Genomic DNA, 22926 nt, shown 5'->3' on the forward strand with positions numbered 1-22926 from the left:
GCCGGGTTCACTCATAATCGGCGGTGATCGCAATCCGGCCACGAAACCGGCCGCTGCTATCGCCGCGAACACGCAGCTGTCCGCCAAATGCAAAAGTCAGCTGTCCCGTCTGATCCAGCCTGACCAGCGGCGGCAGGTTGGTTTCCAGCCTTTCCAGTTCCGCGGTCGATCCATTGGAGGCACTTAACTGGATCCGCTCCGGCAGGTAGATCCTGACGCTCCGGCCCGGTTCGCCGGTCAATCGCCCTTCTCCGTGTAGCGCCATCCCACCCAGATTGGCGATGCTGCCGCTAATGTGACGGACACCCGACTGGGGATCGATGCTGACCACGCCGCCATTGCCGTTGAGCACGGCAAGTCGCGAAAAATCGAGATCAGTGGTAATTTCAATCTGCAAGGGAATTTCCGGCCTCCCGGAAGCCGTGCTGGAAGGATTGGAGGGTTCCGAGCCGGTCGCGCAAAGACGGCATTGGGCATAGGATTCTGCTGGCAGAAACGCCAGACAGGCGGTCAGTAGCGCTCCGAAAAGCATGAATCTTGTCGACCTATTCATGCCCGTAATATTACCTATACATGCCTAATATCCGGTTAAGCATTAGAACTATCGGGCGCGATTGCATGCGCCAGATCTCTTGACCGACAGCCATCAAGCGCCCATTTAGCAGATATGGAAAAAACAATCTTGAGCGACGAACAGTGGCGGCAACAATTGTCGCCTGAACAATATCATGTGCTGCGCGAAGCCGGCACCGAGCGGCCATTTACCGGAGCGCTGAACACCGAATATCGCAACGGGGAATTTTTCTGCGCGGGGTGCGGCAGCAAATTGTTTGAATCGCAAAGCAAGTTTGACAGCGGCTGCGGCTGGCCGAGCTTTTCCGTCCCGGCCGATCCGGAAGCGGTCACCGAACTGGAAGACAATAGCCTCGGTATGCGCCGGGTCGAGATACGCTGCTCCACCTGCGACGGCCATCTCGGCCATGTTTTCCCCGATGGTCCCACCGACACCGGACTTCGCTATTGCATGAACAGCGCTGCCATGTCCTTTGAACCCAAGCCAGAATGAATTTTTCCTGTGCTTCCCCATTCAGCGTGCAGTAAGGCGTCAACACGCTAGAAATTCCACCATTCAGCGTATAACGGACGGATCAATATGGCACGGGGCAAAAAGCGCAGCAACAAGCAAGGGCCGGTGCGCATATGGCTGTGGCGGCTGTTCAAGACCGGGCTGGTGGTCGGGTTCCTCGCAGCGATCGCGCTGGTGGTTGCGGTTCTGGTGGTCCGATCCTCTCTCCCCGGCTTCGAGGATCTAAAATCCTCTCCCAATGGCCAGATGATCCGGGTGCTCGACGTGAATGGTACGGAACTGTTTTCCATGGGGCCGAGCTATGGCGAGTGGTTGCCCTATGCGGAGATCCCGGTTGTCATGAAAGATGCGATGATAGCTGTCGAGGACCGGCGCTATGCGAACCATCCGGGCGTCGACCCGATTGGCATAGCGCGCTCGATCCGGGTCAGAATGCAACGCGGTCACTGGGCCCAGGGCGGGTCGACCATCACCCAGCAACTGGCGCGCAACGTGTTTCTGAACAACAACCGGACCTTTGGCAGAAAAGGGCGCGAGATATTGCTGGCGCTGGCGATGGAACGAAAGTTTTCCAAAGAGCAGATTCTCGAGCTTTACCTGAACAAGGTCTATTATGGCGGCGGCGCTTATGGCATTGATGCCGCGTCTCGGCGGTTTTTCGCGCATAGTGCGCGAGATTTAGGCCTGGGCGAAGCAGCGATCATCGCCGGTCTGGTCAAGGCCCCGTCCCGCTACTCACCGACAGCCGACGCCACCGCGGCGATCGACCGGGCAACCGTGGTGCTGGAGGTGATGCAGGATGCCGGCGCAATTACAGCAGCCGAAGCGGCAAATACCAATCCGGCATCGGTGAAGCTCGCTCCCGAACCACGCCAGAACAGCGTGCGTTACTTTACCGACTGGGCGCTGCCGCAGCTGGACTTGTTGATCGACGAGACCGTGGAACCGATCGAAGTGTGGACCACGCTGGATCTTGACATGCAGCGCGCCGCCACGGCGGCTATCCTGTCCCGCGTGCCGGCCGGTGCGCAAGGTGCGCTGGTTGCGATCGACCGCGACGGTGCGGTGCGCGCGATGGTCGGCGGGACGGATTATGTCACTTCCAATTATAACCGGGCCACCGAGGCTGTCCGGCAACCGGGGTCGGCCTGGAAAGTGTTTGTCTATATGGCGGCGCTGGAAGCAGGCTATGCGCCTGACGACATGGTGACCGACGAGCCGATCACGATTGGCGACTGGACACCCCGCAACAGCGGCAACAGCTATGCCGGCGACATTGATGTCCGCACCGCTTTCGCATTTTCCAAGAATACCGTCGCAGCGGCGATCGGCAATGATATCGGGACGTCCTCGATCGCCAATATGGCGCGCCGGTTTGGCATCACCACCCCGATCAACACCAACCCGTCGATGGTATTGGGTACCTCCGATGTGCGGCTGATCGACATGACCCGTGCCTTTGCCTCGATCAGTGCCAAGGGCATCGCGATCACGCCCTTCGGAATCACCAAGGTACAGACGATGAAGGGGGATCTTCTGTATCAGAGCAAGTTCGACGGCAGCCGCGTGCTTGTCGATCCCTGGGTAGCGGCAGGCATCACCGATCTCATGCAGACCGCGGTGAATACCGGCACCGGCCGCGCCGCACAGATCGGCAGACCGGCTGCTGGCAAGACCGGCACCACCAGCAGCAACAAGGATGGCTGGTTTCTGGGCTTTTCCAGCGGTCTGACCACCGGTGTATGGATGGGCCGCGATGATGCCAAGCCAGTCGGCGGTCTGCAGGGTGGCCGGGCTCCGGCCACCGCATTCGCCCAATTCATGAAGACCGCAGTGGCCAAGCGCAAAGTGGAGCAATTCGATACCGAACTGGTGCTGCCGGAATGGCAATTGGAACCGGATGAAGGCGAGCTTTTCGGAGAACCGGAAGACGGTATCTATGTCGATGAAAATGGCATGCCGATCGAAACCGGTCGCGGGATCGAATATGATCTGGAAGATGGCGAGGCCGCCGACAGTCCCCGACTCGATCAGGACTGGATCGACAACGTGCTAGGCCGCGGCGGCGATCCGGCTCCGCGCAAACCGGAACCGGTTCCGGCGAAGAAACCAAAGCCCACTGCGCCGCCAGGCCAGCCCGAACCCCTGATTCCCGAAGCTGCCCGCATAGAACCGCAATAGCAGTCCGGTTCAGTCGGCCGGCGGGGATTGCCGTTCCGCGCCGACCATATGCAGGCCACGGCCATGATCCTTGAGCCAGCGATCTGCTACCAGACGATCCGATTCATAGATCTGGTCCAGCAGGGCGTAGAATCGCTTGCTATGGTCCATATGCCTGAGATGCGCCACTTCATGCGCCACCACCGACCGCCGCACATGGGGGGGCGCCATGACCAGCCGCCAGCTCAATCGGATTGACTGCCGACCGGAACAGCTGCCCCAGCGCCGCCGGGCGTCGCCGACCGCCAGACGCGGCAGACCGGTGTCGGCGCGCGCGCAATAAAATTCGAGATCTTCGGCATATATCGCCCGGGCCTGGGCCTTGAGCCAGCGCAGGATTCGGGATTCGATATGTTCGGCGGGTCCGCCCAGCCGGATTTCATCTTCGACGAGCTGCGGGGCCCGCGCAAATTCCGGGGACCAGCATATGATATAGGGCTCCCCCAGAAATGCGATCTGGCTGCCCTCCTCCAGCGGCACGGGAGGCACGGCTTCGGCGAAGCGGGCGTGCAGCCATTCGGATTTGGACTGGGCGAAGCGCAGCGCCTGATGTTCCGACGCATGCGTGGGCACGGTCAGGCGGATGACGCGTTTGACCGTGTCCGCCGAAACAATGATCGACCGCGCCTGTTTGGATCGTCGCAGGTGGAGCGGGTAGCTTACCCCGTCGAGCTTGATGGCGAGCGTTTCCGGACGCGATGAACTAAAAAGGCGCATCGATAATATGCTGTTCAAGCGGGCCGGCCTTGCTTTCGGGGATGACCTTCCCGCGGATCGACCGGCCAGCCGCGTGGATCGATTCACGGTCACCGGAGACCAGGTAATGCCAGGCCGGCAATGGCAGATTGCGAGCGCGCAATTTATAGGAACAGCTGTCCGGCAGCCAGTCAAATTCCTCGAGCTTGTTGCGGGTCAGTCGGACGCAATCCGGCACGTGAAATTTCCGGTGCCGGTAGTCGCTGCACCGGGCTTGCTGCAGATCGAGCAATTTGCAGGCGATATTGGTCATGTAGATCTGACCGTCATCCTCGTCTTCGGCTTTCAGCAAGCAGCATTTGCCGCAGCCATCACAGAGGGCCTCCCACTGTGCGCGATCCAGCGATTCGAGCGGTTCTTCCCAGAACGGCCGAACAGAGCCTAGCGCACCCATCGGGCAATTTCATCCGCGACTTGCTGTGGTGTACCATCGAAAGACAGCAGCGCCAGCGGCTCTCCCTGCGGTCCGAACAAATAAGCCTGACGGCTATGATCCACGAGATATTCGGTCGCACCTTCGTCTTTCCGGATATCATAAATGATCAGATATTTTTTCGCGACCTCAGCGATGTCGTCAGGGGTGCCGGTGAGACCAATCAGGCGCGGGTGAAAGGCGGAAACATATTGTTTCAACACGGCTGGTGTGTCGCGTTCGGGATCGACCGATATGAAAATTGGCTGAATTTTATCGGACAGTGCCGGATTGGCTGTTTCAGCCTGCTTCAGTCCCAGCATGATATTGGCGAGATCGATCGGGCAAACGTCCGGGCAATAGCTGTAGCCGAAATAGATGATGCGATACTGGCCCCTGAACTCGGCGTCCGACGTTTTGCCGCCATCCTGATTGGTCAGGGTGAATGATCCACCGATATTGGCACCCGCGAGCGGCGGCTCGCTATCAGTCGAGAGGCTCCCCTCCGGTGCGGGATTGCAGGCAGCCAGCAGGGTCAGCAACCCAGCGGCCAGGATCATTTTTGCATTTTCTTTGAAATTGTTCATTACCGGGCCAGACATGGTCTGCTAGTTGACCAATTTCAACAGATAATTGACAAGCAGCAGAGACAGCGGAGTTGGGCAAAGACGATCCGCTAACAGAAATGGGGCGAAAAATGGTCAGTAAAGATTCTTCAGGCGCATGTTCGGGCGGCAGGTACCTGTTTTTCCTGCGTTATATATGGATCGCTGTGGCTGCGGTTTCCTTTTCCGTTCCGGCCTCGGCCCAATTTTCGGCCAGCTATAATTTCCTGAAAGCGGTCGATGACCGCGACGGTGAAGAGGCCAACAAGTTTCTCAATCAACCCGGCACGGTGATCATCAATACGCGCGACAACTCGACGGGACGAGGTGCCCTGCATATCGTGGTGGAACGCAAAGACGCGACCTGGCTGGCCTTTCTGCTGCAGAAAGGCGCCAATCCCAATATAAGGGACAAAGAAGGCCTGACGCCGCTCATGCAGGCCACCCAGTTGCGCTTTCTGGACGGCGCCAAAATCCTGCTATCACAAAATGCCGATGTGAACGGCACAAACAAGCAAGGTGAATCTGCTCTGATTCGCGCGGTCCAGCTTCGAGATTCGGAAATGGTCCGGCTGCTGCTGGCCAGTGGTGCCGACCCGGACCGGACCGATACGCTTGCCGGCTTGTCCGCACGGGATTATGCACAGCGGGATCGGCGGGCGGCTGGCATATTGTCTGAAATCGAAAAAGCCGACGCTGACAAGACGCCCGAAACAGAAGGCCGGTTCTTCGGACCGGAAGGCTAAGCCGCGATCATGAACCGCCAGGATCGCCCAGGCCGTAAGCTGGGCTGATCCAGCCTTCGGATATTGCAGCACGCTGCATGGCGCGGCGGGCCAGCCGCATCGTCTCGGTCTTGCGCCGCGCCGGGGCGAGGGCGTTGGTCGCAGCCGGACGCACCATTTCCGCATCATAGGCATCGGCAATGATCAGACCGGTGCGATCGGGCAGGAAATCCGGTCCATGAACCGGCGTTGCATCGAATCCGATCGGCAGGGCCCAGTAGAACCGGTCACAATATTCCAGATATTCGGTCCATTTGGCATCACCCAGCAAATCACTGCGCGCTACCTTGATCTCGACAATGACAATCTGTCCCCTGGCATCAATGCCCATCAGGTCCGCCCGCCGACGGTTCCGCAAACAGACTTCGGGAAGCACCATGATATCGTGCCGCGCAAACATGCGGGCCACACCGCGCGCCACAGCCTGAGCGCCGGTCATCTGCCCGGCTGTCGCTAGCAGAGCGAACGAATCATCCCTGATTATCATGGCCCATGGCTAGAACATAAAAAGAACAAAATAAAGGCCCCCTTGGCGGGAGCCTTTACAATTTCAATCTTTGCGCCGGCCTAGCGGTAGAATATATGATTATCGATTGTGGCCAGACGCTGGTGCCGCCAGCCTGGCGACACATAGCGCGCGTGGAAGAACAAAGCGCCCTCGACCGAGCTTTCCCAGCCGTCGTTCATCGCGATTTTCGCAATTGCGACCGCATTGCGCCAATGCTGGTGTCCGGTTCTGATCGGAGGCATTTTCCCGCCGCGCACGAAGGAAAACTGACTGCGCTGGAAAACCACGCCGCAAATGCTGTTTGGAAATCGGGGCGATTCGACTCGCGCCAGTACCACGCGGGCTACAGCCAACTGACCTTGCAGCGATTCGCCCTTGGATTCGAAATAGACTGTCCCGGCGAGACATTTCATTTCTTCATCCAGCGAGCCGCCCACCGATTGCTGACGGACCAGCTGGTGCAGGGAGGCAGCCCCATCATTGATGAAGTCGCCGTTATCGCCATAGCCGGACTCGAAATCGCCATTGGCGATATCATCGGTGCGGACTACATCCTGGGGAATTTCGGCAACAACTTCCTGTTGCTCGCCAAAAATGATGGAAGGGTTGGATTCGTCATTGTCCAGCAGGGCTGGATCGACGAAAATCTCGGATTCAAGTGTCTCATTGCTTGCTTCCAAAGCAAAGGACGCATCGGTGACGAACAAGGCCGCGACCGCAGTAAGGGCAAGCGACAGGGCGCCTGTTGCACGAAAAATTTTTCTCATTAACCTATAACATTATGCGGTGAGTCCAGAGCCATCATGACATTTCCGTCAAAACCGCCTAAAACAGATCAAAAAACCAAAGCGAAGATCTGTTCCTGTTCTCCCCGTCTGCGTGTTTACTGCCTGTCATTCCGGACAACCCAGCGGCAACCTGCGCATCAAAGTTGAGCGGCAAATATGGTCCTGGCTAATAAAGTCAAGTTTACTGACCCATTTCGGCGATGAGCCGTTCCGCATCCGGGATGTCCAGTTCAATTAACCACATATCGGGGTCAAAACGGAATCGCCGCTCAATATATTCCGATAATATTCTTTTGTTATCAGTATCTTGAGGCCATATTTGCTGCCAATTGGGCTGACCATCGAGCGACGGCATATTCTCCAGGAGCCTAGGGTTTCCTCCCTTTTCCACGCATTGGATGAGGATCGTTCCGGATATTCTGTCGCCCTTTTTCATTACCGCACCGAAACCACCATGCTGGCTCACCAGCCTGAGCAGCGTGTGAACCTTCATTTCCGCCGACAGTCGGGGTTCAATCATCCTTTTTATACCCCGGCAGGGACGCCAGCGGGATATGCGACCGCATGAACGTCCCGGTGCCACGGGCTATTTCTTCGCCTTCGCTATCGATGAGTCGGGCATCCGCAACAAAGACCCGGCGTTTGCCACTGACCCAGCGGCCTTCGGCCGTGACCGGCCCGGACTTCAGCGGTTTGGTGAACAGCAGATTGAAGGCGGTTGTCAGGATGAACCGGTCTGACACCAGGCTGTTGGCAGCATAAAAGGCGGCATCGTCGAGCATCTTGAAATAGGAGGTGCCATGCACCGCTCCGGCGGCATGATAATAGCGTTCGTCGACATCGAAAAAAATGCTGGCCTTGCCGGCTTCGACAATTTCGAGGCGGGAATTGAACAGCTTGTTGATTGGCGCTTCCGCATAGAGCCGTTCGAGAGCCCGAAAATGTTCGAGGGCCCCGGGGTTTTCCAATCTATTTTCGGTTTCCTCTGTCATCGCCAGCGATCAAGCCGCCTGCTGTTCGGGCTGCTTGTTCAACAGCGCATATAGGGCGTCCTGTCCGGATGCACCGCGGAGCTTTGCCACCATCTGCTCGTCCCGCAAGAATCGGGAAACGGCGGCCAGCGCCTTCAGATGTTCGACACCGGTCTTTTGCGGGGACAACAGGGTGAAGATCAGGTCAACCGGCTTGCCATCATGCGCATCGAAGGAGACCGGTTCGGCCAGGCGCAGGAAAATCCCGACACAATGGTCGAGGCCAGCCAATTTGGTATGAGGGATCGCGATTGAGCGCCCGAAACCGGTCGAACCAAGCGCCTCGCGGGCGACCAATCCGGTCTGGATCGCTTCGGCATCAAGCCGATAGCAATCCTGACCAATGCGAGCGATGGTCCGCAAAATATCGTCCTTGTCGGCAACCTGCGGATAATCCCGGACGGCAGCGAGATCCAGTCTTACGGACAAATCGGTCATCAAGCTTTCCTTCTGTCCCGGCACACCTTAGCGCATTCAGCAAATATGCCAGAATTCGGGCTTCATTATGCGCCGGAACGACCGTCAGAACGTTCCGCGATCCAGCCGTCCGGAGCGATGCGGCGCTATCAGCTATGGGGCTCTACCCAGCCAATCGTGCCGTCGGAACGGCGATAAACCATATTATGGGCGCCAGTGCCAGAGTTTTTGAACAGAAGCGCGCTGGTATTGCGCAAATCCATCATCATCACCGCGTTGGAAACGCTGGCTTCGGGAATATCGGTGCTGGTTTCGGCGATGATCGGAGGCGCCTCGCCGTTCATTTCACTTTCTTCTTCCTCCTCGTAGGATTCGAAAACCCGATAGGCCGCCTCTTCCTGCTTCGCGGCATATTGCGCCTGAACATGATGGTCGTTCAACCGGCGCATATAGCGCCGCAGCTGTTTTTCAATCTTGTCCGCAGCCTGTTCGAACGCCTGATGGGCATCGCCTGCTTCGGCATCCGCTTTCAGCATCAGGCCCTGCATCACATGCGTCACAATATCGCATCTGAAATGGGCGTGCGGTGCTTTGCTGACGGTGACATTGGCGGATATGGCCTTGGCAAAATATTTTTTGGCAATCGCATTCATCCGATCGTCGGCATGGGTTTGCAACGCATCGCCGGTGTCAACCTGATGTCCTGAAACACGAACTTCCATTTCCATTCTCCTTTGCTTTCTGCACCAACGCAAAAACAGCGATACAGTTACATCTTCGTCCAGAGAGGGTTTTCAATGCCCTCGATAAAATCCCTGTGCCGGGCCAGTTCGTCTGCATTCGCATGATGCTCACGCGCGGCTATGAATATTTTACGCTCTACCTGCTGTGATATGGATCGCAGGCTGGCAATGGGGTCGTGACGGGGTCCATTTTCTGCCAAGCCGAGACCGATCTGGCGGCCGCCGGTCAGCTCTATATAAAGCTGGGTCAGCAATTCGGCATCCAGCAGCGCGCCATGTTTCACCCGGTGGCTGCGATCGATACCGTAACGCGAGCACAAGGCGTCGAGCGACAATTTTGCGCCGGGATGCTTTGATTTGGCGATCGCCAATGTGTCAATCATGCGAAAACGGGAGATCGGCTGGTAACCGCAGAGGACCAGTTCAGCATTGAGAAAATTGAAATCAAACTGCGCATTATGGGCGACAAGCTTGGCATCGCCCAGAAAGTCCAGCAGCTCTTCGGCTCCTGCGGCAAAGAACTTTTTGTCGGACAAGAACATGTCCGAAAGTCCATGCACATTCTCGGCCGCTTGGGGCATCGCGCGCTCGGGATTATAATAGCTGTGAAAGGTCTGGCCGGTTTCCACTCGATCAATCATTTCGATACAGCCGATTTCCACCATCCGGTCACCATTCTGGGGATCAAATCCGGTTGTTTCGGTGTCGAAAATTATTTCGCGCATAAGCATGATATCGGACTGAATATTGGGTTACGCAAGGGAAGCTTTCAGTTTTCGGACAAGATTTTGCACCTCCCGACGGGTTTCTGCGAGGGGCAAGGATGTATCGATCACCGAATCGGCCCGTTGCTGCTTGTGCGCATCCGGCATTTGCAGCGCCTTTATCTGTTCGAACCGCTCCTCGCTCATGCCCGGACGCTTGAGAACGCGGCGCCGTTGATGGTCGGCACCCGCCGATACTACGACGATATGGTCGACACCTTCACTACCGCCTTTTTCAAACAGCAGCGGGATATCGAACAGGATCAGCGGTCGGTCGGAAAATGTTTCGAGAAAATCCTTACGCATTTCCTGCACTGCCGGATGAATCAGCTGTTCGAGCTGCTGCAGGGCGGCCGGATCACCGAGCACCGCTGCCCCCAGTTTCTGCCGGTCTACCCCGTCTCGGGTCGTACTACCCGGAAACAGAGCTTCGATTTCATTGACAAGCGCACCGTCCGGACCCTGCAATTGATGGACAGCGGCATCCGCATCGAACAGCGGGACGCCTTCGTCGACGAACATCTGCGCGACGGTGGATTTTCCCATCCCGATCGAGCCGGTCAGACCGATGATAAATGGCCGGTCCCGTTTCATCAGGCGACCAGCAATTTTCTGAGTTCGTCATCATGTTCCATCGGCGGCGTGGCGCCGAAAAACAGCTCGAACGCCAGGGCGGCCTGGCCGATCAGCATGTCGAGGCCATCGACCACCGCCAGGTCCCGCTTTTTGGCGGCACGCAGAAGTCCGGTTTCCAGCGGCGCATAGACAAGATCATAGACCAGTGCATCGGTCGGCAAGGGAGCAAGATCCACCGCGAGCGGCGGTTGACCGGTCATCCCGAGCGGGCTGGCGTTGATCAGCAGGTCAGCCTCCGGTAGCCGTGCGTCCATCGGCAATATGCTGCCCTTGACCGACGATTGCATCAACAGGCCCGATGCCTTCAGACCGCTCCGCGCGATGATCGTGATTTCACCAATCCCTGCCTGTTTGAGAGCGAATATGACGGCCCGTGCCGCACCCCCCGCGCCGATCAGAATCGCATGTTTTCCGGACCAGTCGCTGTCGGCAATCGGCGCCAGAAAACCGGCGGCATCGGTGTTCGTGCCGATCAGGCTGCCATCAGCCTGCCGGACGACGGTGTTCATCGCCCCGATTTTCTGACGAACGCCGCCTGGATCGGCGACCAGATCGAGCATGGCAATTTTATGCGGTATCGTCACATTGCAGCCGCGCCACGCCGGATCTGCTTGTCTTTGATCAATATAGCCGGACAATTCGACAGGAGTGACGAGGAAGGCGCGATAGTCGGCCTCCATCGCCAGCCGGTCGAGCCAGAATTTGTGGATCATGGGAGATTTGCTGTGGGCAATCGGATCACCGATCACCTCGGCATAGGGCATGTCTTTGGTCATGACGGCAAAATAGCCCGGACGCGAAGATAGTCCAGCACCGGAATCAACGGCAGCCCCATGATCGTGAACTGACTGCCGGTAATCGCGGAAAATAGCTGCGCGCCCCTGCCCTCTATTTCATAGCAACCGACGCAGTGCCGGATATTGTCCCATTCTGATTCGACATATTGCTCGATGAATGAGTCGCTCAGGGGACGCACCGACAGGGTCGCAATATCGATATGCCGCCATAGCGGCGTCCCCTGTTCCGCAATCACCGCCGCGCTGATCAGCTTGTGCTTTTTGCCGGCCATCAGTTTCAATTGTGCCATCGCCTCGCCAGGATCGGACGGCTTGTCGAGCATCCGGCCATCTTCCAGCGCCAGGACCTGATCGGCTCCCAGGACCATCGCATCGCTGATCCGTTGCGATAGCCGGACCGCCTTGGCTTCTGCCAGAGCATCGGCGAGATTGCGGGCAGTCACGCCTTCGCTCTTCAACCCGTCCTTGAGCGCATCTTCGTCGACATTGGGTGATATCGCCTCGACGGCAACACCGGCAGCGGTCAGCATGGCCAGTCGCGCCTTGCTGTTGGACGCCAGAATCAGGCGCGCCTCAGTCATCGCCGGCGATCTGCCGCAAATCGCCAACGCCGCCGTGACGCTCGTTGTAGAGATTGATAATGGCCGCGGCCGATTCCTCGATCGACCGCCGGGTCACATCGATCATCGGCCAACCGTTGTCGGCGAACATCCGGCGAGCATATTGGGTTTCTTCCTTGACCTTCTCTTCATTGACATAATCGGTTTCCGGGGCTTGATTCAGTGAGAGCAAACGGTTGCGCCTGACCTGCACCAACCGCGATGCGCCGGTGATCAGACCGACAACCAGCGGATTTTTGAGGTGATAGAGCGAATCGGGCGGGGGCGATTCCGGCACGATGGGAATATTGGCGGTCTTGTAGCCGCGATTGGCGAGATAGATGGACGTGGGTGTTTTCGAGGTTCTCGACACGCCGGCAAGCACGATATCGGCTTCTTCCCAATTTTCCCACCCCACGCCATCATCATGGGCGATGGTGAACTGGATCGCCTCGACCCTGGCAAAATAGGCGGCATCCAAGATGTGCTGGCGGCCCGGTCGAGCCTTGGCTTCCTGTCCGAGCATGTTGGACAAGGCATCGGTCACGGTATCAAGCGCCGGAACCGACGGCAGGCCCAGATGCCGGCATTCGCGTTCCAGCTTTGATCTGATGTCGCGATTGACGATGGTGAATATCACCAGCCCCGGATTGTCCGCCACTTCGCTCAATATCCGGTTGAGATGCTTTTCCGAGCGGACCATAGGCCAGAAATGCTTGATAATCTCGACCCCGTCAAACTGGGCCAGCGCCGCTTTGGCAATATTTTCCAGAGTCTCCCCGGTTGAATCAGAGAGCAGATGAAGGTGGAGCCTGTTCATGCGCTAAGCTTTGTGATTTCAGAGGGGATAAAGCAAGGGATGAAAGCGGGGATAAGTAGTTGCGCGACATCCATCCCCGATTCCGGCAATTCCATCCACAGCGAACCAACATTGATCGATTCGATCCACAGTCTGTGGATAGCGGGGATGGAATTTCAGAATCGGTTTAATTTGCGTTAACCTCGAACTGTCAATCTGTTTGTATTTACGGCGCTGGCAGGTTACCGCCTTTTCCACGCTCTATCATCAACAACAATCTATAATAACTACTAAGATAATATAATGGATGACCATCGCTCTATGCCGAACGGAACCGAACCGCAGAAAATTTTGCTCCAGACATTGCTCGGCAAGAAAACCGAACAGACGCCGGTCTGGCTGATGCGTCAGGCAGGCCGCTACTTGCCGGAATATCGGGAATTGCGGGCGCAGAAGGGCGGGTTTCTGGAGCTTTGCTATGATGCCGAGGCAGCGGCGGAGGTCACTATCCAGCCGATCAAGCGCTTTGGTTTTGATGGAGCAATTCTATTCTCGGACATTTTGATCGTTCCGCATGCGATGGGCCAGAAGCTCTGGTTTGAGGCAGGAGAAGGACCCCGACTGGCACCAAAGTTGCTGGACGCGTCTTTGGCCTCTCTGGAGCGGGCTCCTGAGCATTTTGAGGCGATATATGCAACGGTTCGCAATGTCGCCGCGCAGCTCGGTGATGAGACGACCTTCATGGGCTTTGCCGGCAGTCCGTGGACCATCGCGACTTATATGGTCAATGGCCAGGGCAGCAAGGACCAAGCCGCGACGCGCCGTTTTGCCTATCAGGATGAAGCCGCTTTTTCCGAACTGATCAACGCGATTGTCGACAACACGGTCACCTATCTGCTCGGCCAGATCAAGGCGGGTGTCGACGCCGTGCAATTGTTCGACAGCTGGGCCGGATCGTTGTCACCAGCACAATTTGAAAAATGGGTGATCGCGCCCAACGCGGATATTATTTCGCGTCTGAAAGCCGTCCATCCCGATCTGCCGATCATTGGCTTTCCCAAGGGAGCCGGTGCCAAATTAATTGCTTATGCCAGCGAAACCGGCGCCAGCGCCATTGGACTGGATGAAACGATTGATCCTGTCTGGGCGCACAAAAATCTGCCGGCAGATCTTCCCCTGCAAGGCAATCTCGATCCGCTGGCCCTGATTGCTGGTGGCGAAGCGCTGGAAACTTCCGTCCGTCATATTCTGCAAATATTTGAAGATCGGCCGCATATTTTCAATCTCGGCCACGGAATATTACCGGACACGCCCATTGAACATGTTGAAAAGCTGCTTACACTTGTGAGGCAATGAATGAAATTCTATCCATGCTCTATCTCTGGTTAAAAGCGGCCCATATCATTTTCGTCATTTTCTGGATGGCGGGATTGTTCATGATGCCCCGCTTTTTCGTCTATCATCAGGAATGCGCTGTCGGATCGGACGAGGATCGCAAATGGATCGATCGCGAAGCCAAGCTGCGCAAGATCATTCTCAACCCGTCATTGATCATCACCTGGCTGCTGGGGCTGCTGCTGGCTTATAATATCAGCGCCTTCAGTGATGGCTGGCTCCACGCCAAATTGTTCGTGGTGCTGTTGCTCAGCGGCTATCATGGCTGGATGATCGGCTACGGAAAAAAATTGGCCAGGGGCGAGCGGACAATGACCGACAAGTCCTTGCGGCTGATCAATGAAGTGCCAGGAATCGCGGCGGCACTCATCGTCATTCTGGTGATCATCAAACCATTTTGATCGGTCTGGTTGACAGTGAAATGACAAAGGCGTAATTAAACGTCAAAGCCCGTCCGGGTTAATTTTCATGTGAATCGAAGACAGCATCAGGCTGCGCGCATGCGAAATGAATGAATAATCTCCTGACATATCTGGATAAAACTCCATGCATTTAAAAGAATTGAAACAAAAATCGCCCGCTGACCTGGTCTCAATGGCTGAGGAGCTGGGCGTCGAGGGTGCGTCCACCCTGCGCAAGCAGGATTTGATGTTCGCGATCCTGAAAGAGCTGGCGGACAATGACGAACAGATCATGGGTGTCGGCACGATTGAAGTGTTGACCGATGGTTTTGGCTTTCTCCGCTCCGCGGACGCGAATTATCTCGCTGGACCCGACGACATTTACGTCTCTCCCAACCAGGTACGGAAATTCGGCCTGCGTACCGGCGATACGGTCGAAGGCGAAATCCGGGCCCCGCGCGATGGCGAACGCTATTTTGCACTGACCAAGCTGATCTCGATCAATTTCGATGATCCCGATGCGGTTCGTCACCGGGTGAATTTTGACAATCTGACACCTCTCTATCCCGATGAGAAGCTCACGCTCGACAGTCTCGACCCGACCGAGAAAGACAAGTCCGCTCGCGTGATCGATATCATCTCGCCGCAGGGCAAGGGCCAGCGCGCCTTGATCGTTGCGCCGCCGCGGACCGGCAAGACCGTATTGCTGCAGAATATTGCCAAGGCGATCACCGACAATCATCCGGAAGTCTATCTGATGGTTTTGCTGATCGACGAGCGTCCGGAAGAAGTGACCGACATGCAGCGGTCGGTGAAGGGCGAAGTGATCAGCTCGACCTTTGACGAGCCCGCCACCCGCCACGTGCAGGTCGCCGAAATGGTGATCGAGAAAGCCAAGCGGCTGGTCGAACACAAGCCTGATGTGGTTATCCTGCTCGACTCGATCACCCGTCTGGGCCGCGCCTATAACACCGTGGTGCCAAGCTCGGGCAAGGTGCTGACCGGTGGTGTTGACGCCAATGCGCTGCAACGCCCGAAGCGTTTTTTCGGTGCCGCGCGAAACATCGAGGAAGGCGGCTCGCTGTCGATCATTGCCACTGCGCTGATCGATACCGGCAGCCGGATGGACGAAGTGATCTTTGAAGAATTCAAGGGCACCGGCAACTCGGAAATCGTGCTGGATCGCAAGGTTTCCGACAAGCGGATCTTCCCTGCGCTCGATGTCGGCAAATCCGGTACCCGCAAGGAAGAACTGCTGGTCGAGGACGAGAAACTCAAGAAAATGTGGGTCCTGCGCCGCATTCTCATGCAGATGGGTACGATCGACGCGATGGAATTCCTGCTCGACAAGATGAAGGACTCCAAGTCCAACGACGACTTCTTCGACAGCATGAATCAGTAAACCGGGCCGTCCGGTGATTGTCGAGCACGCTGTTTTGCGCGTCCGGCCAGGCCAGGCGGCGGCATTCGAAACGGCGATGGCAAAAGCCAGGCCGCTCGTCACCGTGCAGCAGGGTTTCCTGTCGATTGAAGTCCGTCCGTCTTGCGATGATCCGGAAATTTATCTCCTACTGATCGGGTGGGATCGGATTGAATCGCACCGGGACGGTTTTCGACAATCTCCGGACTATCCGCATTGGCGTGCCTTGCTTCATCATTTCTATGACCCTATGCCGGTCGTGAACTATTACGGACGATCAATTTTCCATGATTGAACTTCTTTCCCTATTTGCTGCCACCACTCCTGGCCTGGGCTCGCTGGCTGATATCTGGGCGGCAATTGTCCATGATTTCTCCAATATCGGCTCGCCGGCGGCGCTCGCCGCTTTTGGTCAGGTGATCCTGATCGATCTCGTCTTTGCCGCTGACAACGCGATTGTCGTGGGCGCTCTGGCCGGCGGCCTGCCGGCGGAGCAGAGGCGCAAGGTCATCCTGATCGGGATCGGTGCAGCGCTGATCCTGCGCATATTGTTCGCGCTGATCGTGGTCCAGCTGTTGCAGATCGTTGGTCTGGTGCTGGCTGGCGGTCTGCTGCTGCTCTGGGTGGGCTGGAATTTCTACCGGCAGATCTTCCGCGAAGGACAATCTCCCGGGTCGGCGGAAATCATTGGCGACGAACAAAGCGGTGTGAAGGCCAAGAAGACGTTCTGGGCTGCCGTCTGGGGCGTAACCGCAGCCGACGTGTCGATGAGCCTGGATAATGTGCTCGGTGTCGCCGGTGCGGCGCGCGACCATCCCGGGATCCTGGTCATCGGGCTGCTACTGTCGGTCGCGCTAATGGGTCTGGCCGCCAATGTGATCGCCAAATATATCGAGCGCTACAAGTGGATCGCCTATGTGGGTCTGGCGGTGATCGTCTATGTCGCCGGCAAGATGATCTATTCGGGTCTGTTGGGGGATGAGCAGACAATTGGCGTGCTGACGTTGTTTGGCTAGCCCAGCAGACCCTCTGGTCCCCAAGGATGATTTGGTGGAAGTTGCTGTTTTCTACAGCCTGCCAGAATTATTGATTTTCGAATCCTTGCTGATCGAGAACGGGATAATGTTCCATTCGAGAGGCAGGTATCACGCCTCTGTCGATCCGATCACTCTGGCGCTTGGCGGTTTGACAGTGGGTGTACCCTATTCGCAGTTGAATCACACGATGGCCTTGTTTGACAGGCAAGGCTATTTTGATTCTACCAGATACCGATCGGGCTTTTTCAAACGCAATCCCGTGAAAGCCGCGATAACGCTGCTTTTTTGCATGTTATTAATGGTGCCGGTACCGATTTACGGTCGATCCTGCTATTTTCGTCGGCAGGCTAAATCGGAAGAGCAGCTACTGGATGTTCCGCTGCCATCGGGTTGAGCAAGAGAAGGACCAGCTTGATTATCCTGCTTCCAGCTGATCGGCCGAATCTAGCCCTTCATCGTCTCCAGCATCTTGCCCATTTCTTCCCAGACCTTGTTGATCGCCTTGAGCGGTCGCACCATCACCTTGAAGTCCTGAATCTTTCCCGCGTCATTCCAGCTGATGATATCGACGCCGTTGACGTGAACGCCGTCCAGTTCGAGTTCAAATTCCAGCATCGCCATATTGGCGCCGTCATCGACAATCTCGCGGACATAGCGGAAGCTGTCATTGGCCAACACCTGGTCGGCGGCGCTGAGATAGGCGACGACCAGGGCTTTTCCGGACTGAGGCGTATGCACGACCGGTGAATGGAAGACGGCATCGTCAGCGACTTGGTCACGAAGGGTGGTTCCATTCTTGTCCTTGAAATGGTCGTGCCAGATTTTCAGATTGCCCTGGGCGCTCACGCCAGATGCTCGGCGAAAAATTCCTCGGTACGGCGATCGGCCAGACGCGCGGCTGTGTCATTGCGCCTGTCGCCGAACTCCGCGGCAAAGCCATGGTCGAGACCTTCATAGTCATGCAGGAGTACCTTGGGATGATCATCCAGACCGGCGTGCATGGCGGCCTGGGCGTCGGCAGGGACAAATCCGTCAGCGGCAGGGATATGCAGCATCACTTCATGGGCAATCGCATGTTTCTCGCCAAGCAAGCCATCAATGCCCACGCCATAATAGCCGACCGATGCCCGGATATCGGTGCGGCAGGCGGTCATGAACGCGAGCCGGCCGCCGAGGCAATAGCCAACGCAGCCGACCTTGTGGCTGCCTATTTCGGTCTGGGCAAGATGAATGCTCGCCTCGATGTCTCGGATTCCCTTGTCCTGATCAAATTTTCCCATCAGATCCAGCGCGGTCTGGAACTCTTCCTGGACATCGGCATCAAGGTCGGTACCTTCGTTGATCCGCCAGAACAGGTCTGGCGCGATCGCCAGATAGCCCAGGCTGGCCCAATGATCGCATTTAGCCTTTATCCCTTTGTTGACACCGAATATTTCCTGGATGACGATGATTGCCGCGCTGGCCTCTCCATCGGGCCTGGCGATATAGCAGGGGAATTCTGCGTCTCCGCTCAATGTTTTCACTTGTTCCATCACGCCCATTTTCCAGCTCCTTTGCATCATCACTTGATTCTTGGGTCACAATATCCCCATATCAGCCACAGGCAAGGTCGAACATCAGCCTGTTGGGTGAGGGAGGGAACTTCGCTGCAACGGTCAAACAGAGGAAGACACTATGAAAGTCACCGTTGAACTGGATTGCACGCCGGAAGAGGCGCGCCGATTGATTGGTTTGCCCGATGTCGCAAAGCTTAATGAAAGCTACGTCCAGGAAATGTCGAAATTCCTGCAGGGTGCCAATTCGGTAGAGCAATTGCAGAATTTCACCAAGATCATCGCGCCGATGGGCGAGGCGGGGTTGAAGATGTTTTCCTCTTTCCTGACCGGTGCGATGGGCGCTGCGTCGAACGGCGGAAAATCATCTTCTCCGAAGAAAAAGTCCGATTAGCCCCCGCTTACCCCGACCATGACCGTTGATGACACCATTTTCGCTTTGTCCAGCGGGCAGCCGCCGGCTGCGATAGGAATCCTGCGGATCAGCGGACCTGCGGCTGGTCAGGCGCTCCAGCTTTTGACGGGTTATTTACCAAAACAGCGGGTCGCAACGCTTTGCAATATTACCGATATGGTTAGTGGTGAATTGCTTGATCAAGGATTGTGCCTTTGGTTTGCAGGACCGAACAGCGCCACCGGTGAGGATCTTGCCGAAATTCATTGCCATGGCGGCCGCGCCGTTATCCGTTCCATAGAACGGGCGCTCGAACAGATTGGTGGGGCGCGGCGGGCGGAGCCGGGTGAATTTACCCGCCGGTCTTTCATCCATGGCAAAATGGACCTGGCGGAAGCCGAGGGCCTGTCGGATTTGCTCTTCGCCGAGACCGAATTCCAGCGCAAAGCTGCGGTGCGCAATGCGGGTGGCGCGTTGTCGCGAAAGGTAGACGACTGGCAGCAGCGGATATTGCAACTGTCAGCGCAGGTAGAAGCGGAGCTGGATTTTTCCGACGAGGATGATGTGGCCCCGGCGCAAGCGGCAATGGTTGATCAGGCGGCACGGCCGCTGGTTCGAGAGATGCGCGACCTGTTGAAGCGCCCGCGGGCGGAGAAGCTGCGCGAGGGCATCAGGGTGGTTCTTGGGGGTCCTCCGAACAGTGGCAAGTCGACCCTGCTCAATGCACTGGTAGAACGCGAAGCAGCGATCGTGTCGGATATAGCCGGAACCACCCGCGATGTTATTGAGGTGCCGATTGCGTTGGCCGGGATCCCGTTTCTCTTCATCGATACCGCTGGTGTGCGGGAAAGTGGCGCTGAGACAATTGAACAAATTGGCATCGACCGGGCGCGACAGCAATTTGCCCTCGCCGATATCATTCTGTGGCTGGGCCCGGAAGGGCAGGGACCGCGTTCGGACATTCTCGTCGAAATCAGTTCCCGCTGCGATGATCCTGAGCATGAATCGAAGGGCGAGGACGCGTTCATTCTCTCGGCGGTCACGGGTCAGGGCATGGATAGACTGGTCGACTATCTGGTCGCGCGGGCGCAGAACCTGTTGCCCGATGGCGACCAGATCAGCGTGAACGCCAGGCAGGCGGGGCGGCTGATGATCGCTTGCGACAGTCTGGCATCGATGATCGACCAACCCGATTTTCTGATCGTCGCCGAACATCTGCGGATGGCCCGCAAGGCGCTCGACGAGATAACCGGCAAGGCAAGCACAGAAGATATGCTCGACGGTCTGTTCGGAAAATTCTGCATTGGCAAATGATTGTTCCACGTGAAACAGCACCTGCACACCGGTAGATTTTGACCTTGAAAGCCGCTTCCGCTATGGGCCGCGCTATGGAAAGCAATTTTGATATCATCGTGGTCGGCGGAGGCCATGCCGGTTGCGAGGCCGCCGCGGTTGCCGCGCGCATGGGTGCATCGACCGCCCTGATCAGCTTCACGCGTGACAGTATCGGGGCGATGTCCTGCAATCCCGCCATTGGCGGTCTCGGCAAGGGCCATCTGGTCCGCGAGGTCGATGCATTTGACGGATTGATCGGACGAGCGGCCGATGCCGCGGCGATTCATTATCGTATGCTCAATCTTTCCAAGGGCACGGCAGTGCAGGGCCCCAGGGTTCAGGCCGACCGCAAGCTGTACAAGACGGCTATCCAGCGCATGCTCGACGCGCAGCAGGGTCTGACGATAATCGAAGGGGAAGTAGCCAGCCTGCTGCTGTCCGGAACGCATGTCTCTGGAATCCGCATGGCCGACGGATCTGCCATTCAAGCCCGGGCGGTGATCCTGGCGACCGGAACGTTTCTCAATGGCAAACTGTTTCGCGGCGAAGATACGGTTGCCGGGGGGCGTACCGGGGAGGCCGCCTCGGTCTCTCTCGGTCAGCAAATCCGCGATGCCGGTCTGCCAATCGCCCGGCTGAAAACCGGAACACCACCGCGCCTCGACGCGCGGACGATCAACTGGGCGGCCTTGCCCGAACAGCCCTCGGATGAAGATGACTGGACGATGTCGCCTTTGTCGCCAGGGCGGACGGTACCGCAGACTTTTTGCGCTGTGAGTCGAACCAATGTCGCGACCCACGATATCATCCGAGCGTCGCTCGATCGCTCGCCCTTGTTTAGCGGCGCGATTGATGCGCAGGGTCCGCGCTATTGCCCGTCGATTGAAGACAAGATTCACCGCTTTGCCGATCGGGATTCGCATCGGGTCTTTCTCGAGCCGGAAGGACTCGATAGCCATCTGGTCTATCCCAATGGCATCAGCACCTCGCTTCCGGCTGATGTTCAGCTGGCTTTCGTGCGCAGTATGGAAGGACTGGAGACAGCCGAGATAATAGTCCCGGGCTATGCCGTGGAATATGATCATATTGACCCCCGAGCCCTCGACCGGTCGCTCAAGGTCAGCGATCTCGAAGGCCTCTATTGTGCTGGCCAGATCAATGGCACAACCGGCTATGAAGAAGCGGCCGCGCAGGGACTGATCGCAGGTATCGGCGCCGCTTGTGCGGTGCAGGGCAAGGATGCGCCGGTGCTGGACCGAAGCACCAGCTATATGGCGGTGATGATCGATGATCTCGTGCTGCAAGGCGTGACCGAACCATATCGTATGCTGACGGCGCGCGCCGAATATCGACTGCGCTTGCGTGCCGACAATGCTTCCACCCGATTGACCCCCACCGCCTTGGCCTTGGGTTGCGTATCGCCGGCGCGGGCCGACTGGTTCAGTGAGCGACAGCAAGCGAGAAGCGTAATCCTCGCGGCCTTGGACCGAGTCTATTCCAGCGAAGATCTATTGAAACAGGGCATCAATGTGCGCCGCGACGGCACCCGCCAAAGCTTGTTCGAATGGCTGCGCTTTCCCAATATCACGATCGCGTCACTGGAGGGATTGGAGGCATTATTGGCAAGCGATGATCGCGACCTGATACTGGAAATAGAGGAGGATGCGCGCTACGCCCCCTATCTGGAACGGCAGGAATCGGAACTGCGTGATCTCCGCGCCAATGAGCAAATATGTCTGGGAGAGCATCTGGACTATGCTGTCATCGCGGGGCTTTCCAATGAAATGGTCGAGCGCCTGACAATGGCGCGGCCAGACAGCCTCGCGGCCGCATCGCGAATCCGGGGGATAACCCCTGCAGCGCTGGCGGCAATCCGGGTTCACGCCCGGCGCCGGGACCCGAAGACGCTGGCGGCATGACGGAAGTAGAAGCGCAGGCGTGGCTCCGCGCAGAATTTGATGTTTCACGTGAAACATGGGACCGTCTCGAACATTTTATTTTGATGTTACGGGGAGAAATGGAGCGCCAGAATCTGATCTCCAGGACCAGTGCCGATCAACTGTGGGGCCGCCATATTGTCGACAGCGCGCAACTGTTGCTCTATGCGCCCATTGCCGATGCGGGAAAAATATGGCTTGATCTGGGTACCGGCGCGGGCTTTCCGGGAATCGTGATCGCCATGCTGACGCCCTATCAGGTGAAAATGGTTGAATCTCGTAAACGGCGAGCGGAGTTTCTCAATGCGGTGGTCGAGCAGACCGGCATCGGTGATCATGCTGAGGTCATCGCGGATCGGCTCGAGGATATAGAAAGCTTCCCGGCTGATATTATCAGCGCGCGCGCCTTTGCCCCGCTGGATCGGCTCATCGCACTTTCGCACCGCTTTTCCACAGAAAAGACGGTTTGGCTCTTACCAAAGGGTAAAAATGCGGTAAGGGAGTTGA

At 57.2% G+C, this 22926-nt stretch carries 30 protein-coding genes; 13 read left to right on the forward strand and 17 right to left on the reverse strand.

The annotated features are described in order from the left end of the window. Positions 1–7 precede the first annotated feature (7 nt). A complete protein-coding gene (locus tag ACEW8J_RS00675; RefSeq protein WP_373489703.1) occupies positions 8–532 on the reverse strand; it encodes a DUF4402 domain-containing protein in 525 nt (174 codons plus the stop codon). A gap of 135 nt (positions 533–667) precedes the next feature. Here ACEW8J_RS00675 and msrB point away from each other — a divergent pair, with 135 nt between their 5' ends. After that, positions 668–1066 carry a peptide-methionine (R)-S-oxide reductase MsrB gene (msrB, locus tag ACEW8J_RS00680; protein ID WP_373489704.1) on the forward strand — a complete coding sequence of 133 codons (399 nt, stop codon included), beginning with the start codon at positions 668–670 and terminating at the stop codon, positions 1064–1066. Between the two features lie 87 nt (positions 1067–1153). Continuing rightward, entirely contained in the window at positions 1154–3268 is a 2115-nt protein-coding gene (locus tag ACEW8J_RS00685; RefSeq protein ID WP_373489705.1) for a transglycosylase domain-containing protein, read from the forward strand. A gap of 9 nt (positions 3269–3277) precedes the next feature. On the opposite strand, the gene ACEW8J_RS00690 is transcribed toward ACEW8J_RS00685, so the two are convergent. The 3 genes from ACEW8J_RS00690 to ACEW8J_RS00700 are packed head-to-tail and all read right to left on the reverse strand — an operon-like array spanning position 3278 to position 5077. Beyond that, positions 3278–4024, reverse strand: coding sequence for a M48 family metallopeptidase (locus tag ACEW8J_RS00690; protein ID WP_373489706.1), 747 nt, complete (start codon positions 4022–4024; stop codon positions 3278–3280). Then, positions 4011–4457: a YcgN family cysteine cluster protein gene (locus ACEW8J_RS00695; RefSeq protein WP_373489707.1), complete on the reverse strand. Its 447-nt coding sequence runs from the start codon at positions 4455–4457 to the stop codon at positions 4011–4013. The genes ACEW8J_RS00690 and ACEW8J_RS00695 overlap by 14 nt, the downstream gene beginning before the upstream one ends. After that, positions 4445–5077 (reverse strand): SCO family protein, encoded by a 633-nt coding sequence (locus tag ACEW8J_RS00700; RefSeq protein ID WP_373489708.1) that lies wholly within the window; start codon positions 5075–5077, stop codon positions 4445–4447. Before ACEW8J_RS00700 ends, ACEW8J_RS00695 begins: the two co-directional genes overlap by 13 nt. A 95-nt stretch (positions 5078–5172) precedes the next feature. On the opposite strand from ACEW8J_RS00700, the gene ACEW8J_RS00705 reads away from it, so the two are divergent. Next, positions 5173–5826, forward strand: a complete 654-nt coding sequence (locus ACEW8J_RS00705) for an ankyrin repeat domain-containing protein (protein ID WP_373489709.1) — start codon at positions 5173–5175, stop codon at positions 5824–5826. 7 nt (positions 5827–5833) lie between these two features. Here ACEW8J_RS00705 and ACEW8J_RS00710 read toward each other — a convergent pair whose 3' ends face one another. From ACEW8J_RS00710 to ACEW8J_RS00760, 11 genes are all read right to left on the reverse strand, one after another. Then, positions 5834–6352, reverse strand: coding sequence for an MmcB family DNA repair protein (locus tag ACEW8J_RS00710; protein WP_373489710.1), 519 nt, complete (start codon positions 6350–6352; stop codon positions 5834–5836). Positions 6353–6432: 80 nt separating this feature from the next. Beyond that, the gene (locus tag ACEW8J_RS00715) at positions 6433–7140 is read right to left on the reverse strand and encodes a cell wall hydrolase (RefSeq protein WP_373489711.1); all 708 of its coding nucleotides are present in this window, start codon (positions 7138–7140) and stop codon (positions 6433–6435) included. A gap of 202 nt (positions 7141–7342) precedes the next feature. Next, positions 7343–7654, reverse strand: a complete 312-nt coding sequence (locus ACEW8J_RS00720; RefSeq protein WP_373489712.1) for a DUF1491 family protein — start codon at positions 7652–7654, stop codon at positions 7343–7345. A gap of 19 nt (positions 7655–7673) precedes the next feature. Continuing rightward, positions 7674–8129, reverse strand: a complete 456-nt coding sequence (locus ACEW8J_RS00725) for a PaaI family thioesterase (RefSeq protein ID WP_373489713.1) — start codon at positions 8127–8129, stop codon at positions 7674–7676. Positions 8130–8162: 33 nt separating this feature from the next. Next, a complete protein-coding gene (locus tag ACEW8J_RS00730; protein WP_373489714.1) occupies positions 8163–8630 on the reverse strand; it encodes a PTS sugar transporter subunit IIA in 468 nt (155 codons plus the stop codon). Positions 8631–8758: 128 nt separating this feature from the next. Then, on the reverse strand, positions 8759–9331 hold the full coding sequence (hpf, locus tag ACEW8J_RS00735) for a ribosome hibernation-promoting factor, HPF/YfiA family (protein WP_373489715.1): 573 nt from the start codon (positions 9329–9331) through the stop codon (positions 8759–8761). Positions 9332–9378: 47 nt separating this feature from the next. After that, positions 9379–10077: a DNA polymerase III subunit epsilon gene (gene dnaQ, locus ACEW8J_RS00740; RefSeq protein ID WP_373489716.1), complete on the reverse strand. Its 699-nt coding sequence runs from the start codon at positions 10075–10077 to the stop codon at positions 9379–9381. A 27-nt stretch (positions 10078–10104) separates the two neighbouring features. After that, positions 10105–10710, reverse strand: coding sequence for a dephospho-CoA kinase (gene coaE, locus ACEW8J_RS00745; protein ID WP_373489717.1), 606 nt, complete (start codon positions 10708–10710; stop codon positions 10105–10107). After that, a complete protein-coding gene (gene aroE / locus ACEW8J_RS00750) occupies positions 10710–11528 on the reverse strand; it encodes a shikimate dehydrogenase (protein ID WP_373489718.1) in 819 nt (272 codons plus the stop codon). Before aroE ends, coaE begins: the two co-directional genes overlap by 1 nt. After that, on the reverse strand, positions 11525–12130 hold the full coding sequence (locus ACEW8J_RS00755) for a nucleoside triphosphate pyrophosphatase (RefSeq protein ID WP_373489719.1): 606 nt from the start codon (positions 12128–12130) through the stop codon (positions 11525–11527). The genes aroE and ACEW8J_RS00755 overlap by 4 nt, the downstream gene beginning before the upstream one ends. Next, positions 12123–12968: a pyruvate, water dikinase regulatory protein gene (locus tag ACEW8J_RS00760; protein ID WP_373489720.1), complete on the reverse strand. Its 846-nt coding sequence runs from the start codon at positions 12966–12968 to the stop codon at positions 12123–12125. Before ACEW8J_RS00760 ends, ACEW8J_RS00755 begins: the two co-directional genes overlap by 8 nt. Before the next feature lie 282 nt (positions 12969–13250). Here ACEW8J_RS00760 and hemE point away from each other — a divergent pair, with 282 nt between their 5' ends. The 6 genes from hemE to ACEW8J_RS00790 all read left to right on the forward strand — a co-directional run bounded on the left by hemE (position 13251) and on the right by ACEW8J_RS00790 (position 17594). Further along, positions 13251–14303, forward strand: a complete 1053-nt coding sequence (gene hemE / locus ACEW8J_RS00765; protein WP_373489721.1) for a uroporphyrinogen decarboxylase — start codon at positions 13251–13253, stop codon at positions 14301–14303. Then, positions 14300–14743, forward strand: a complete 444-nt coding sequence (locus ACEW8J_RS00770) for a CopD family protein (protein ID WP_373489722.1) — start codon at positions 14300–14302, stop codon at positions 14741–14743. The genes hemE and ACEW8J_RS00770 overlap by 4 nt, the downstream gene beginning before the upstream one ends. 145 nt (positions 14744–14888) lie before the next feature. Further along, entirely contained in the window at positions 14889–16145 is a 1257-nt protein-coding gene (rho, locus tag ACEW8J_RS00775) for a transcription termination factor Rho (RefSeq protein ID WP_373489723.1), read from the forward strand. Between the two features lie 13 nt (positions 16146–16158). Further along, positions 16159–16458, forward strand: coding sequence for an antibiotic biosynthesis monooxygenase (locus ACEW8J_RS00780; protein ID WP_373489724.1), 300 nt, complete (start codon positions 16159–16161; stop codon positions 16456–16458). Further along, positions 16451–17179: a YjbE family putative metal transport protein gene (locus tag ACEW8J_RS00785; RefSeq protein ID WP_373489725.1), complete on the forward strand. Its 729-nt coding sequence runs from the start codon at positions 16451–16453 to the stop codon at positions 17177–17179. The genes ACEW8J_RS00780 and ACEW8J_RS00785 overlap by 8 nt, the downstream gene beginning before the upstream one ends. Positions 17180–17213: 34 nt before the next feature. Continuing rightward, positions 17214–17594, forward strand: a complete 381-nt coding sequence (locus ACEW8J_RS00790) for a hypothetical protein (protein WP_373489726.1) — start codon at positions 17214–17216, stop codon at positions 17592–17594. Positions 17595–17644: 50 nt separating this feature from the next. Here ACEW8J_RS00790 and ACEW8J_RS00795 read toward each other — a convergent pair whose 3' ends face one another. Together ACEW8J_RS00795 and ACEW8J_RS00800 are read right to left on the reverse strand one after the other, a co-directional pair. Further along, complete coding sequence (locus ACEW8J_RS00795) at positions 17645–18046, reverse strand: nuclear transport factor 2 family protein (protein WP_373489727.1); 402 nt, start codon at positions 18044–18046, stop codon at positions 17645–17647. After that, positions 18043–18741: a dienelactone hydrolase family protein gene (locus ACEW8J_RS00800; protein ID WP_373489733.1), complete on the reverse strand. Its 699-nt coding sequence runs from the start codon at positions 18739–18741 to the stop codon at positions 18043–18045. The genes ACEW8J_RS00795 and ACEW8J_RS00800 overlap by 4 nt, the downstream gene beginning before the upstream one ends. A gap of 133 nt (positions 18742–18874) precedes the next feature. Here ACEW8J_RS00800 and ACEW8J_RS00805 point away from each other — a divergent pair, with 133 nt between their 5' ends. From ACEW8J_RS00805 to rsmG, 4 genes are all read left to right on the forward strand, one after another. After that, complete coding sequence (locus ACEW8J_RS00805) at positions 18875–19147, forward strand: DUF6489 family protein (RefSeq protein ID WP_373489728.1); 273 nt, start codon at positions 18875–18877, stop codon at positions 19145–19147. Positions 19148–19165: 18 nt separating this feature from the next. Then, positions 19166–20461, forward strand: coding sequence for a tRNA uridine-5-carboxymethylaminomethyl(34) synthesis GTPase MnmE (gene mnmE, locus ACEW8J_RS00810; protein ID WP_373489729.1), 1296 nt, complete (start codon positions 19166–19168; stop codon positions 20459–20461). Positions 20462–20535: 74 nt separating this feature from the next. Further along, positions 20536–22401 carry a tRNA uridine-5-carboxymethylaminomethyl(34) synthesis enzyme MnmG gene (gene mnmG, locus ACEW8J_RS00815; protein ID WP_373489730.1) on the forward strand — a complete coding sequence of 622 codons (1866 nt, stop codon included), beginning with the start codon at positions 20536–20538 and terminating at the stop codon, positions 22399–22401. After that, positions 22398–22926, forward strand: a 529-nt coding sequence (rsmG, locus tag ACEW8J_RS00820) for a 16S rRNA (guanine(527)-N(7))-methyltransferase RsmG (protein WP_373489731.1), incomplete at its 3' end; no start/stop codon positions are given. The genes mnmG and rsmG, both read left to right, overlap by 4 nt.

The organism is Parasphingorhabdus sp., assembly GCF_041748495.1.
In the GTDB taxonomy this organism is placed as follows: domain Bacteria; phylum Pseudomonadota; class Alphaproteobacteria; order Sphingomonadales; family Sphingomonadaceae; genus Parasphingorhabdus.